The organism is Tenacibaculum haliotis, from assembly GCF_025215075.1.
Taxonomy (GTDB): Bacteria; Bacteroidota; Bacteroidia; order Flavobacteriales; family Flavobacteriaceae; genus Polaribacter; species Polaribacter haliotis_B.
Map to the genome: position 1 here is coordinate 138,478 of NZ_JAOBTH010000025.1, position 12,801 is coordinate 151,278.

Below are 12,801 nucleotides of genomic sequence, written 5' to 3' on the forward strand. Positions count from 1 at the left end.
TCCCCTTACAGAAAATATCATCTAAATTGAAATAAATCCCCTTATTTTTATTTCACTACAAATATGTATCATTTTTAAAATTCTTTGTTTAGGAAAACCACCTTTTAAAATTCTGATAACAACCTTTTTTTCTACAAAAAAACAAGATTTGTATATTTCTTATAAATAATTTCACAAAAAACAATGCTTCGTTACATTTGACACTTCAAATAATAGATAAAAATGAATAGAGAAGAATTATTAAATTTAGCCAACAAGTATGGTTCTCCACTTTATGTATACGATACTGAAAAAATAATACATCAGTATAAAAATATAACAGCAGCTTTTTCTAAGGTTAAAAGTTTAAAATTAAATTATGCTGTTAAAGCATTATCTAATGTTAATATTTTAAAGGTTTTTAATACACTAAAAAGTGGATTAGATACTGTTTCTATTCAAGAAGTAAAACTAGGCTTACATGCAGGGTTTAAACCTAAAGATATAATTTATACTCCTAATGGTGTTTCTTTACAAGAAATTGAAGAAGTGGCTAAATTGGGAATTCAAATTAATATTGATAATTTGTCGATACTTGAATTATTTGGACAAAAACATCCTAAGGTTCCTGTTTGTATTCGTATAAACCCACATATAATGGCTGGTGGAAATAGTAATATTTCTGTTGGACATATAGATTCTAAATTCGGAATTTCAATACACCAAGTTCCGCATATAAAAAGAGTTGTTGAAAATACAGGAATGCGTATTAACGGTATTCACATGCACACAGGATCTGATATTTTAGATATTGACACCTTTATTAGAGCTTCTGATATTTTATTTGACGTTGCTAAGCAATTTAAAAATATCGATTTCATTGATTTTGGTAGTGGTTTTAAAGTGCCCTATAAAAAAGATGATATTTCTACTGATATTGTTGAATTAGGTGAAAAATTATCTGATCGATTTAATAAATTTTGTAAAGAATACGGTAAAAATGTTACCTTAATGTTTGAACCAGGTAAGTTTTTAGTAAGTGAATGTGGATATTTTTTAGCAAAAGTAAATGTTATAAAACAAACAACCTCTACTGTTTTTGCAGGTATTGATAGTGGAATGAATCACTTATTACGTCCGATGCTTTATAATTCATACCATTATATAGAAAACTTATCTAATCCGAAAGGTAGAGAACGTTTTTATAGCATTGTAGGTTATATATGCGAAACTGATACTTTTGGGTCTAACAGGCGAATTAATGAAATTTCTGAAGAAGATATTTTATGCTTCCACAATGCTGGTGCTTATTGTTACTCAATGGCTTCTAATTACAATTCAAGATTTAAGCCAGCGGAAGTTATGATTTACAAAGGCAAAGATTATTTGATAAGAAAAAGAGAGACTATAGAAGATATTCTTAGAAATCAAGAAGAAATTAAACTATAAAAAAACTCTGATCTTAACAGATCAGAGTTTATCTAAAATATAATCAACCCCTCAACAGACTATATTTTAAAGTACTGTAATAAAGTCCCCTAACTTCAATTACACTACAAATATGGCACTTATTTTCAGTTAAAAAGGTAGGTAAACCCCCTTTTTTCAACAAACACAGCTATTTAACTCTTTACACCAAAGAGTTTTAACCATAAAAAAACCTACTCGTTGAGTAGGCTTTTTATTATAACTATTTTAAAGTCTTACTTTTCAGCAACAACTTCAAATACGATATCAGCAACTACAGCTCTGTGTAAACGTACAGCAGCGTTATATTTACCTAATCTTTTTACACTACCTCCAGTAACTTTGATATATTTCTTATCAATTACAGTACCAGCTTTAGTTAAAGCTTCAGCAACATTAATGTTGTTTACTGAACCAAATAACTTATCACCAGAACCTACTTTAGAAGTAATTTTTAATTCATATCCTTTAATAGTTTCAGCCACTTTACTAGCATCTTCTACTAATTTAGCTTCTTTAAAGGCACGTTGCTTTAAATTTTCAGCTAATACTTTTTTAGCTGAAGAAGTAGCTAATATTGCAAACCCTTTAGGAATTAGGCTGTTACGACCATAACCATTCTTTACAGTTACAACATCGTCTTTAAAACCTAAATTTTCTACGTCTTGTTTTAGTATCAATTCCATGTCTCTACTTCTTTATTATTTTAATAAATCACCAACGTATGGCATTAAAGCTAAATGACGAGCTCTTTTAATAGCTTGTGCAACTTTACGTTGATATTTTAATGATGTTCCTGTTAAACGTCTTGGTAAAATTTTACCTTGTGCGTTTACTAAATACATTAAGAAGTCTGCATCTTTATAATCGATGTACTTAATATCGTTCTTTTTAAAACGACAGTACTTAGCTTCTTTTTTTGTTTCGATATCAAGCGGAGTTAAGTAACGTACTTCACCTTGCTTATTTCCTTTTGATTGTTGTTCTATTGTAGTTGACGCCATTTCTTACTTTTTTGCAGATTTAACACGTTCTCTTCTTTTTTCAGCCCACGCTTCAGCATGCTTGTCTAACCTTACAGTTAAATAACGCATAACACTATCATCTCTTCTGAATTCTAATTCAAAAGGAGTAATAGCATCTCCAGCTACTTTGTAGTCTAATAAGTGGTAAAATCCACTTTTTTTCTTTTCAATTGGGTAAGCTAATTTTTTTAAGCCCCAATCTTCTTTAGAAATCATTTCTGCACCTTTAGATAGTAAGTAGTCCTCAAACTTCTTTACTGTCTCCTTTATCTGAGTTTCAGATAAAACGGGATTCAAAATGAAAACAGTTTCGTAATGATTCATAATTAAATTGTTTAAAATTTATTTTAAGTTTGCAAATATACTGTTTTTCATTGGGGAAACAATCTCTTGTTGCTAAAAATAATATATGTTTTTTTATGTATTATTGTAACCAAACTATTTGTATGCAAATTCCTGAAATCCCTAACTTAATTCATTACGCTATACCTTTTTTTATACTAACGGTTATTATTGAAGTAATAATTACAGTAAAAGTAAAGTTAGAAGGTTACGAATTTAAAGATGCTGCTACTTCTATAACAATGGGTTTAGGCAATGTAGCTATTGGTTTATTTACCAAAGGTGTTGTATTTACTATTTTTACTTTATTATACAATTACAGAATATTTACAATACCTTTTATATGGTGGTCGTGGATTATCTTATTATTTGCTGAAGATTTTGTGTATTACTGGAACCATAGAATCGCACATGAAAGCAGGTTGTTCTGGGCAAGTCACGTAGTGCATCACTCTTCTACAAAATATAATTTAAGTACTGCTTTACGCCAAACTTGGTCCGGGAGCTTTTATACGTTTATTTTTTGGGCTCCGTTGGCGCTTATTGGGTTTCATCCGTTAATGATTTTAACGCAAATGAGTATTAGCTTATTATATCAATATTGGATTCATACCGAGCTTATTAAAAAATTACCGAAATGGTTTGAAGCTATTTTTAATACGCCAAGTCATCACAGAGTACATCACGCTACGAATCCTCAGTATTTAGACAGAAATCATGCTGGAATTTTTATTATTTGGGATAGACTCTTTGGTACTTTTGAACCTGAAGTTGAAAAACCTGTATACGGATTGGTTACCAACATTAATACTCACAATCCTATTAAAATAGCATATATAGAATGGTATAACCTATTAAAAGATGTTTTTACTAGCAAAACATCTTTAGGTAAAAGAATTTTATACTTTTTAAAACCTCCTGGATGGAAACACGACGGATCAGGAAAACTTTCTGGTGATTTACGCCAAGAATGGGAAGAAAACAAAAAAGGAGAAGTTTAAAACTTCTCCTTTTTTTGTTAATTAATATCAAATCGCAATCCTAATGAAAGATTTCTTGTTTCTGTATTTTTAAACAACGGGTTCAAATCATATTTTGCGTATAACCCACAACCTTTATAAGCAAAATAAGCACTTAATCCGTAATTAATAGTATTTGTATTAAAACTTGCCTTCTGAAGCTCTTCTACACTTACTCCCTCTGCATTTTTGTACTCTAAATATTGACGTGTTCCTAATTTAAAACCAAAGAAACCTCCTAGTCCGAAACGAATAGCTTTATGTGTTCTGTCCACAACTTTATTGTCAGCGTATTTTTTGTTTTTTGAAAAATCAAATTCTAAATGCATTGGAAAAGTCATTTGTACATGACGCAACCTACTTTCGCTTAACTTATTTACGTGCTCACTTAAAACCGTTTCCTTACCATTTATAGTATGATATTCATTATTTTCAGCTCTTAAATTATTCCAAAGAAAAGAAAGTCCGTATTTAAAATATGTTTTTGAGGGTTGTTTAGAAATACGCGTTTTCCAGGTAAAACCAACTTCATAAAAATGCGATTGCCAAAACTTATAATCCGAATTATTTAATGAGTTAAATTCGTTATTTGTTAAAACATTATTTACACCCAATGCAAAAACAAACTGAGTAGTTGTTCGCTTACTTTCTCGGTACTTTTTCTTCTTTTTATCTTTTTCTGACAAACTTAATTTAAAAGTGGTTCCTCCTATTTTAAAAGTATTTTCTTCTTCAATATCATCATTACTTACAACTTTTCCTTCAGTTTTATCTTGTACTAATTGTTGTAACATTTGCTCTTGAAAACTTACACTTTTTTCAATTTGAGAAGCATGATATACTGCAGCTTCCTTTTTTAAGGAAGTGGCTTCAGCATTTGTAAGCTCATTTTCTGTTAGCTTAAAATTAATTTCTTTTATTTTAACCTTTAATGAGTCTTTTTGCTCTTTTGTTATTTTATCAATTTTTCTAGATATTTTTTGCACTTCACTTTCAAATGTTTTTACTTGAGACTGGGCAATAGTTGTTACTAACAACACTAATAGTAGTATTCTTTTCATGGTTTTTAAATTTTAAATTAAACGGTAAAATTGGGTGATTTTAATTATCGATAATTAGTAAGCGCTTATTTATTTCTATCTGCAATTGCAACAATTACATCTGACATTTTTGATTTGAACTTCTGCATAAAGTTTTGCTTAAAATCTGCCTCTTCAATGTCGTACTCTACTTCTGCTAAAATTGTTTCAGGATTTATTTTTAAGTTAGATCTTATCAATTCTTTTTGAATCGTATCCAACATATCTTTTCTTTTTATTTTATAGGCAGCGTAATATTCTTTTACTTCTTGTTTTGAGTGCGTTACAGCAAACAATAAATCATCACTATTAACTTTTATTCTTGGTCTTGCAACTTTATTTTTTTGAATATTTACAACCGATATAACTTCTCTTTTCTCATCTATTAAAGCATCTTTTTCTTTATCTAAAGGAGTGTTTTCTACAATTGCCATTATACTTTCTGTAGCTCTTATATACTTCTTAACTGCCAGTTTTTCAATTCTTTTTGATGGAATTTCGTTATCTATAACTGTTTTATCTTTATTAACAATAGCTTCTTCAATTGGTGATATTTCATGTAAATTAATATCCTTTATTTTTAGCGTATCTAAAGAAGCATTAACTATGGTGTTTTCGATATTTACAATATTATCATTGCTTTCGTAAAAAAAACCAATACTAATTAACACCGCAATGCTAGCAGCATAACTTAAATAGATAAATCGTTTCCTTTTTTTCTTTTGCTGCTCTTTATCTAACTGAACACTCAAACGTTCCCAGGCTGATATTGATGGATTTATTTCTCTATCCTTTAACTTATCAGCAAAATGTGTATCTATATTATTTTTCTGCATTTTCAATCTGATTTGTTTTTATATAACTTTCTTGCAACCATTTTCTAGCTTTAAACAATTGCGATTTAGAGGTACCTTCTGAAATATTTAATTTTTTTGATATTTCAGCATGTTTGTATCCTTCGATAGCATATAAATTAAAAACTAGTTTATATCCTTCTGGTAATTTGTCTATCAATTTTTGAATATCATCTACCGAAGTATTCTCTAAACTTTCAGTAGCCGCATCATTAAAAACAAATTCTTCATCTGTTAATTGAATAGGATTTTTTTTATTTAGATATGTAAGACAAGTGTTTACTATTATTTTACGAATCCAACCTTCAAAACTTCCTTCATTTTTAAAGGTGTGTAATTTTGTAAATACTTTTAAAAACCCTGAAAGCATTAAATCTTCTGCATGATGTATATCTTTTACATATTGCCTACAAACACCTAACATTTTAGGTGAATACTGTTCAAACAACAATTGCTGAGCTTCTCTGTTTTGCTCGCTTGCTCTTTTTATTAGTACAGCTTCTTTTTTATGTAACTGGATAATTTTCAATTCAAATAGTTAATTTACTTGTCTACAAATATAAAGACTAGAAGATTGTAAAAAAGGTTGCCTGAAAGTAAAAAAAGAATCTCCGACTTTATAAAAAAGTCGGAGATTCAAATATCATATTGAATGATATTTCAGGGGGACTTACATGTTTTAAAGCCTTATTACCTCTGAATTATACAACAAATGTATCTTTTTAAATTAATATAACTTGTAGGAAAACCACCTGATATTTATAACTTTAATATTTTTTATCCTTTTATATACTTTACTTAAAAAAAATGAAATAAACTTCCAATCAAAAAAACAGACGCTAAGTTTTTATCATTCATAAATTAGTCTTAAACATTTCTCTTTAAAACTTGCTCAGTAAAATTCTTTACACTATTTTTATTTTGAAACACATCTAACAAAAGAGCTTTAAGCGTATGAGTTATAATGCAACGATAGAAGAAGAGAATAAAGAAATAGCCCACAGATATAAAGATTTATTAAAAGGAACCTATCAAACCCTATCCGACGAGGATAAAAAATTAATACGTAAAGCTTTTGATATTGCTGTAGAAGCACATTCAGAACAACGTAGAAAAACTGGTGAACCTTATATTTTTCATCCAATAGCTGTTGCTAAAATTGTTGCTTACGAGATAGGTTTAGGAGCTACTTCTATTGCTGCTGCGCTACTTCATGATGTTGTTGAAGACACGCATTACACCATTGATGATATGGAGCGTTTATTTGGCGAAAACATAGCACGTATCGTTAGCGGACTTACCAAAATATCTAGCTTAAAAAAAGAACAAGATTTTTCTATACAAGCAGAAAATTTCAGAAAAATGTTACTTACTCTACATGATGATGTAAGAGTGATTTTAATTAAAATTGCCGACCGCTTGCACAATATGCAAACAATGGATGCAATGCCACCTCATAAGCAAGTAAAAATAGCTTCTGAAACATTGTACATATATGCGCCTTTAGCCCACCGTTTAGGTTTGTACAACATTAAAACAGAACTTGAAGATTTAGGTTTAAAATATACAGAACCTGAAGTTTACAAAGACATCTTAATTAAAATAAAAGACAGCAAAGAAGACCAACAGAAATATATTGATACTTTTACAGGAATACTTAACGAAGCTTTAGATAAAGAAGGTTTTAAATATGAAATTAAAGGACGTTTTAAATCCATTTTTTCTATTAGAAGAAAGATGCAAAAACAAAATGTAACCTTCGATGAAGTATATGATAAATTTGCTATTCGTATTATTTACGAACCAACATCTGGTGATGAAAAATTTGATGCTTGGAAGATATACTCTATCGTAACCGACTTCTTTAAGCCAAACCCTGCACGTTTGCGAGATTGGATTTCCCAACCTAAATCAACAGGTTATGAAGCCTTACATATTACCGTTATTGGTCCGCAAGCAAGATGGGTAGAAGTACAAGTCCGTTCTGAAAGAATGGATGAAATTGCTGAAAAAGGTTATGCTGCACATTTTAAATACAAACAAGGTAAAGTGCAAGAAAATGGACTTGATGGTTGGTTAAATCGTTTAAAAGAAACCTTAGAAAACCACAGTGCAGATGCAGTAGATTTTGTAGAAGATTTTAAGCTTAATTTATACGCTAAAGAAATATATGTTTTTACGCCTAAAGGCGATTTAAAATCCTTACCGAAAGGAGCATCTGCTTTAGATTTTGCTTTTTCTGTACACACCGATGTTGGTTTAAAATGTAGAGGAGCCAAAGTAAACGGTAAATTAGTACCTTTAAGTTATACGCTAAAAAGTGGAGATCAAGTACAAGTGCTTACAGCTAGTAACAACAAACCTAATGTACGTTGGTTAGATTTTGTTTTAACCGCTAGAGCACGTACAAAAATCAAATCAGCCTTAAAAGCAGAAGAAAAAATAATTGCTGAAGAAGGAAAGGCTATTTTATTAAGAAAACTACGCCATTTAAAAATTGGTTCTGGTGAAAAAATAATTAATGAACTTGCTAGTTATTTCGGTTTAAAAACCAGTTTCGATTTATTTTTTAGAATTGGTAATGGCGCTATAGACAACACACAACTAAAAGAGTTTGTTGCCCAACGAAGTGGTTTAATAATGGGCTTTATTAAAAATACTTTTCGCCGTAATTCTAGTGGAATTTCAGGAAAAGAAGAAGTTACCCATAAATATGATGCACTAGTTTTTGGTAAAGACGAACAAACTTTAGATTATACCTTAGCAAAATGCTGCTCTCCTATTCCAGGAGATAAAGTTTTTGGTTTTGTAACCATTAACGAAGGTATAAAAGTACATAAAAACGATTGCCCCAATGCAATATCTTTACAATCTAATTACGCCTACAGAATCATGCTTGCCAAGTGGATAGACTCTACAAAACAAGAGTTTACTGCAATTATACTTCTATCAGGAATAGATAATAAAGGAATTGTAAATAGTATTACACGAATTATTTCTAATAGTATGGACGTTTTTATAAATAGTATTAATATTTCTGGTGATCATGGCGTTTTCGAAGGAAAACTATCCTTAAATGTTCAAAATAAATCGCAATTAAATAAGCTAATCGATAGCATGAAAAAACTAGAAGGCGTACAAAAAGTAGAGCGTGTTAATACATTGTAAATATCATTTTAATATCCTTGTTTTTTTATCAATAAATAACTGTAAATTTGTCCGTCCGTAAATTTTTAAATCATAATGAGTAATTCAGCCGAAAATCAAGAAATTGTAAAAAAAGTTTTCACTACTTTTTTAGAAGAAAACAAGCATCGTAAAACGCCAGAGCGTTATGCTATTTTACAAGAAATATATGTTGCTGAAGAACATTTTGATATTGAATCTTTATATATTAAAATGAAAAACAAAAACTATCGTGTTAGTAGAGCAACGCTTTACAATACGATGGATTTACTTTTAGACTGTGGATTGGTTCGTAAACATCAATTTGATGGGCAATCAATGGCCCGTTATGAAAAAAGTTATTTCGATAAGAATCACGATCATTTAATTATGACAGACTCTGGCGAAGTAAAAGAATTTTGCGACCCAAGAATTCAAATCATCAAAAAAACAATTGAAGATGTTTTTGATATTGATATTCACAACCACTCTCTTTATTTCTACGGAACAAAACGAAACACAAAATAACAACAACAAATACACTTAATAACACACTAAATGGCAGTAGATTTATTACTCGGATTACAATGGGGAGACGAGGGAAAAGGTAAAATCGTAGATGTATTAACAGGTAATTACGATATTATTGCACGATTTCAAGGAGGTCCAAACGCTGGTCACACCTTAATTTTTGATGGTAACAAACATGTTTTACACACAATTCCTTCTGGAATTTTTCACAAAACCGCTTTAAACGTAGTTGGTAATGGTGTGGTAATTGATCCTGTTATCTTTAAAAAAGAATTAGAAAATTTAGATGTTCACAACATCGATTATACTTCTAAATTATTAATTTCTAGAAAAGCGCATTTAATATTACCTACGCACAGGTTATTAGACGCGGCTTCTGAAACTTCAAAAGGAAAAGCAAAAATCGGATCTACTTTAAAAGGAATTGGCCCAACTTATATGGACAAAACCGGTAGAAACGGAATGCGTGTTGGAGATTTAGAGTTAGACAACTGGAAAGATAAATACAGAGCCTTAACTAAAAAGCATTTAAGCATGCTTGATTATTTTAATGTTCAGGTTGAATATGATTTAGATGAATTAGAAGCTGAATTTGATTTAGGTATCGAAAAATTAAGAACTTTACAGTTTATAGATTCTGAAGAATATTTAAACTCAGCAATAAAAGAAGGAAAAACAATTTTAGCTGAAGGTGCTCAAGGATCTTTATTAGATATCGATTTTGGAACGTATCCTTTTGTAACTTCTTCAAATACAACTGCTGCTGGTGCTTGTACTGGTTTAGGTATTGCGCCTAACAGAATTGGTGATGTATTTGGTATATTTAAAGCATACACAACACGTGTTGGTTCTGGACCTTTTCCTACCGAATTATTCGACAAAGATGGTGAGGAAATGGCAAGAATTGGTCACGAATTTGGTGCTACAACAGGTCGTGCTAGAAGATGTGGTTGGTTAGATTTAGTTGCTTTAAAATATGCTGTTGATGTAAATGGTGTTACAAAGTTAATGATGATGAAAGGAGATGTACTTTCTGGTTTTGATACCTTAAAAATATGTACATCATATAACTATAAAGGTGAAAAGATAACACACTTACCTTATAATATCGAACCTGAAAACATTTCAGTAAATTATACTGAATTTAAAGGATGGGAAGATGATTTAACAAAAATGACTGCAGCAGATCAATTACCTAAGAACTTATTGGAGTATGTTGCTTTTATTGAAAAAGAAACAGGAGTTCCGGTAACAGTAGTCTCTGTAGGACCCGATAGAAAACAAACAATTAATAGATAAATTTAAAAAGGAGCTCATAAAGAGCTCCTTTTTTTTGTGCTTTATGATAGAAGAATATTTACAGAATATAACCAAGCAATTTAAATCTTATAAAGAGGTCGCCGATAAAACTATAGATCAATTACAAGAAAAAGAATTGCATTTTAAGTATAATGAAGAAAGTAACAGCATTGCTTCTATTATTGTACATCTTTCTGAAAACATGTTATCACGTTGGACAGATTTTTTTACTTCGGATGGAGAAAAAGATTCTAGAGATAGGGATGCTGAGTTTGAAACTCAAAATTTATCAAAAGATGAATTATTAACTAAATGGGAAAATGGATGGAACTGTCTTTTTACGGCTTTGAATTCGTTAAATGAAACTAATTTCGAGCAACCTATTTATATCAGAAATAAAAAGCATAAACTTATAGAAAGTATTACTAGACAAATAGCTCATTACCCGTATCATATTGGTCAGATAACTTATGTGGGTAAAATGATTTTAAATGATAAATGGAAAACAGCTTCTATTGCCAAAGGAAAATCAAAAGAGTATATGAAACAACAGTTTCAAGAAAATTCAAAAATAAAAAAGGGAGCTCTTTAAGAACTCCCTTTTTATTTACTTCTTTAAAATTTCTTGTCCGAATTTATGACACAAAGCTAATGTTTCATTTACATCATCAATTGTCGTTTTCGGGTTTATTAAACACATACGTAATACAACTTGTTTATTTAAAATAGTTGTTACTAAAAACGCCTCTTTAGAGTCCATTACCTTTTTAGAAATTTCTTGATTTAATACATCAATTTCTTTTTCTGATAAATTTAATCCAATCGGGTTATATCTAAAATTAATTACTGCTAAGGTTGCTGGTGAAATAATTTCCCAATTTCTACTTTTTCTTAATATTTTTTCAACATCATCCGCTAGTTTAATATTATAACTAACTGCTTTTTTAAAAGTATCTAATCCATAGGTTTTTATCGACATGTAAAATTTTAGCGCTCTAAATCTTCGCGTTAATTGAATACCGTAATCATAAAAGTTTATTTCAGACTCATTCCCTTCAATATCTCTCAAATATTCAGGTTTTTCACTAAAGGTACCACTTAACCATGACGAATCCTTTACTAATAAACATCCTATTTCGTAGGGTTGATAAAACCATTTGTGTGGATCAACAGTTAAAGAATCTGCTCTTTCGATTCCTCGCAAAGCTTTTGCCCCTTTTTTTGATAAAATTGCGGCTCCACCATAAGCGCCATCAATGTGAAACCATAAATTTTCTTCTTCACAAATATCAGCAATTTCATCTAAAGGGTCAACAGTACCTGTATTTGTTGTTCCTGCCGAAGCTAAAAAACAAAAAGGTTGTAACCCTTCTAGCCTATCTTTAGCTATGGCATTTTTTAGTTTATTTATACTTATCCTAAATTCAATATCAGTTGGTAAAATACGAATCTGCTCTTTTTTAAATCCTAAAACACGAATTGCTTTAATATTAGAAGAATGTGCCTGATCAGATAAGTAAATGACAGCTTTCGAAAAATCATCCCCACATTTAATACGACGTGCTGTAACCAAAGCCGTTAAGTTAGCCATTGACCCACCACTTGTAAAAATACCTCCACCTTTTTCTACAGGGAAATTAAACATTTTTAACAGCCAGTTCATGGTTACTATTTCTAATTCTGCAGCAGCAGGAGAAACCATCCACCCACCAGAAAAAACATTAAATCCTGTAGCCAAACTATCGGCCATTGTACTAATAAAATTACTAGGTCCTGGCACAAAAGAATATGCTTTTGGATGAGAAATAACAGTACTATTTGGTATTACATTATCCATCACAAAGTCTAAAACATCGTTTGCTTTCATCCCTTTATCAGGAGCTTCTTGTAAAAATAGGTTATCCATTTCTTTACGGGTCGCAGATGTAACAGGGTTTTTATCTTTTAAAGTATCCCAATGCTCAGCAATTAGGTCTACTATTTTATAGCCATAAGACTTCATTTCTTCTAGAGATAAATCAAAATGGGCGCTCATAAAATT

At 30.4% G+C, this 12,801-nt stretch carries 13 protein-coding genes; 6 read left to right on the plus strand and 7 right to left on the minus strand.

The window, feature by feature from the left end; translation table 11 throughout:
• The first annotated feature begins 222 nt into the window (after nucleotides 1-222).
• Nucleotides 223-1,428: a diaminopimelate decarboxylase gene (gene lysA, locus N2251_RS05815; protein WP_260585781.1), complete on the plus strand. Its 1,206-nt coding sequence runs from the start codon at nucleotides 223-225 to the stop codon at nucleotides 1,426-1,428.
• Between the two features lie 254 nt (nucleotides 1,429-1,682).
• On the opposite strand, the gene rplI is transcribed toward lysA, so the two are convergent.
• From rplI to rpsF, 3 genes are read right to left on the minus strand one after another with little or no spacing between them, the layout of a single operon-like run.
• Nucleotides 1,683-2,132 carry a 50S ribosomal protein L9 gene (gene rplI / locus N2251_RS05820; RefSeq protein WP_260585782.1) on the minus strand — a complete coding sequence of 150 codons (450 nt, stop codon included), beginning with the start codon at nucleotides 2,130-2,132 and terminating at the stop codon, nucleotides 1,683-1,685.
• Nucleotides 2,133-2,147: 15 nt separating this feature from the next.
• A complete protein-coding gene (rpsR, locus tag N2251_RS05825; RefSeq protein WP_218772302.1) occupies nucleotides 2,148-2,450 on the minus strand; it encodes a 30S ribosomal protein S18 in 303 nt (100 codons plus the stop codon).
• Nucleotides 2,451-2,453: 3 nt separating this feature from the next.
• Entirely contained in the window at nucleotides 2,454-2,795 is a 342-nt protein-coding gene (gene rpsF, locus N2251_RS05830; RefSeq protein WP_218772301.1) for a 30S ribosomal protein S6, read from the minus strand.
• A gap of 122 nt (nucleotides 2,796-2,917) precedes the next feature.
• Here rpsF and N2251_RS05835 point away from each other — a divergent pair, with 122 nt between their 5' ends.
• Nucleotides 2,918-3,814: a sterol desaturase family protein gene (locus N2251_RS05835; protein ID WP_260585783.1), complete on the plus strand. Its 897-nt coding sequence runs from the start codon at nucleotides 2,918-2,920 to the stop codon at nucleotides 3,812-3,814.
• A gap of 17 nt (nucleotides 3,815-3,831) precedes the next feature.
• Here N2251_RS05835 and N2251_RS05840 read toward each other — a convergent pair whose 3' ends face one another.
• The 3 genes from N2251_RS05840 to N2251_RS05850 all read right to left on the minus strand — a co-directional run bounded on the left by N2251_RS05840 (nucleotide 3,832) and on the right by N2251_RS05850 (nucleotide 6,294).
• Nucleotides 3,832-4,893, minus strand: coding sequence for a hypothetical protein (locus N2251_RS05840; RefSeq protein WP_260585784.1), 1,062 nt, complete (start codon nucleotides 4,891-4,893; stop codon nucleotides 3,832-3,834).
• A gap of 65 nt (nucleotides 4,894-4,958) precedes the next feature.
• Entirely contained in the window at nucleotides 4,959-5,747 is a 789-nt protein-coding gene (locus N2251_RS05845; protein WP_260585785.1) for a hypothetical protein, read from the minus strand.
• Nucleotides 5,734-6,294: an RNA polymerase sigma factor gene (locus N2251_RS05850; RefSeq protein ID WP_260585786.1), complete on the minus strand. Its 561-nt coding sequence runs from the start codon at nucleotides 6,292-6,294 to the stop codon at nucleotides 5,734-5,736. The genes N2251_RS05845 and N2251_RS05850 overlap by 14 nt, the downstream gene beginning before the upstream one ends.
• Before the next feature lie 425 nt (nucleotides 6,295-6,719).
• Here N2251_RS05850 and N2251_RS05855 point away from each other — a divergent pair, with 425 nt between their 5' ends.
• The 4 genes from N2251_RS05855 to N2251_RS05870 all read left to right on the plus strand — a co-directional run bounded on the left by N2251_RS05855 (nucleotide 6,720) and on the right by N2251_RS05870 (nucleotide 11,352).
• A complete protein-coding gene (locus N2251_RS05855; RefSeq protein WP_260585787.1) occupies nucleotides 6,720-8,933 on the plus strand; it encodes a RelA/SpoT family protein in 2,214 nt (737 codons plus the stop codon).
• A gap of 75 nt (nucleotides 8,934-9,008) precedes the next feature.
• The gene (locus N2251_RS05860) at nucleotides 9,009-9,458 is read left to right on the plus strand and encodes a Fur family transcriptional regulator (RefSeq protein WP_218772295.1); all 450 of its coding nucleotides are present in this window, start codon (nucleotides 9,009-9,011) and stop codon (nucleotides 9,456-9,458) included.
• Nucleotides 9,459-9,488: 30 nt separating this feature from the next.
• Nucleotides 9,489-10,760, plus strand: coding sequence for an adenylosuccinate synthase (locus N2251_RS05865; RefSeq protein WP_260585788.1), 1,272 nt, complete (start codon nucleotides 9,489-9,491; stop codon nucleotides 10,758-10,760).
• A 43-nt stretch (nucleotides 10,761-10,803) separates the two neighbouring features.
• Nucleotides 10,804-11,352 carry a DUF1572 family protein gene (locus N2251_RS05870; RefSeq protein WP_260585789.1) on the plus strand — a complete coding sequence of 183 codons (549 nt, stop codon included), beginning with the start codon at nucleotides 10,804-10,806 and terminating at the stop codon, nucleotides 11,350-11,352.
• Nucleotides 11,353-11,367: 15 nt separating this feature from the next.
• Here N2251_RS05870 and N2251_RS05875 read toward each other — a convergent pair whose 3' ends face one another.
• The gene (locus N2251_RS05875) at nucleotides 11,368-12,795 is read right to left on the minus strand and encodes a pyridoxal phosphate-dependent decarboxylase family protein (RefSeq protein ID WP_260585790.1); all 1,428 of its coding nucleotides are present in this window, start codon (nucleotides 12,793-12,795) and stop codon (nucleotides 11,368-11,370) included.
• Nucleotides 12,796-12,801: the final 6 nt, after the last annotated feature.

What these genes read in the sequence shown, in the direction of transcription:
- lysA (WP_260585781.1), top strand. Translation starts at nt 223, where the DNA reads ATGAATAGAGAAGAATTATTAAATTTAGCCAACAAGTATGGTTCTCCA.
- rplI (WP_260585782.1), bottom strand. Translation starts at nt 2,132, where the DNA reads ATGGAATTGATACTAAAACAAGACGTAGAAAATTTAGGTTTTAAAGAC.
- rpsR (WP_218772302.1), bottom strand. Translation starts at nt 2,450, where the DNA reads ATGGCGTCAACTACAATAGAACAACAATCAAAAGGAAATAAGCAAGGT.
- rpsF (WP_218772301.1), bottom strand. Translation starts at nt 2,795, where the DNA reads ATGAATCATTACGAAACTGTTTTCATTTTGAATCCCGTTTTATCTGAA.
- N2251_RS05835 (WP_260585783.1), top strand. Translation starts at nt 2,918, where the DNA reads ATGCAAATTCCTGAAATCCCTAACTTAATTCATTACGCTATACCTTTT.
- N2251_RS05840 (WP_260585784.1), bottom strand. Translation starts at nt 4,893, where the DNA reads ATGAAAAGAATACTACTATTAGTGTTGTTAGTAACAACTATTGCCCAG.
- N2251_RS05845 (WP_260585785.1), bottom strand. Translation starts at nt 5,747, where the DNA reads ATGCAGAAAAATAATATAGATACACATTTTGCTGATAAGTTAAAGGAT.
- N2251_RS05855 (WP_260585787.1), top strand. Translation starts at nt 6,720, where the DNA reads ATGAGTTATAATGCAACGATAGAAGAAGAGAATAAAGAAATAGCCCAC.
- N2251_RS05860 (WP_218772295.1), top strand. Translation starts at nt 9,009, where the DNA reads ATGAGTAATTCAGCCGAAAATCAAGAAATTGTAAAAAAAGTTTTCACT.
- N2251_RS05865 (WP_260585788.1), top strand. Translation starts at nt 9,489, where the DNA reads ATGGCAGTAGATTTATTACTCGGATTACAATGGGGAGACGAGGGAAAA.
- N2251_RS05870 (WP_260585789.1), top strand. Translation starts at nt 10,804, where the DNA reads ATGATAGAAGAATATTTACAGAATATAACCAAGCAATTTAAATCTTAT.
- N2251_RS05875 (WP_260585790.1), bottom strand. Translation starts at nt 12,795, where the DNA reads ATGAGCGCCCATTTTGATTTATCTCTAGAAGAAATGAAGTCTTATGGC.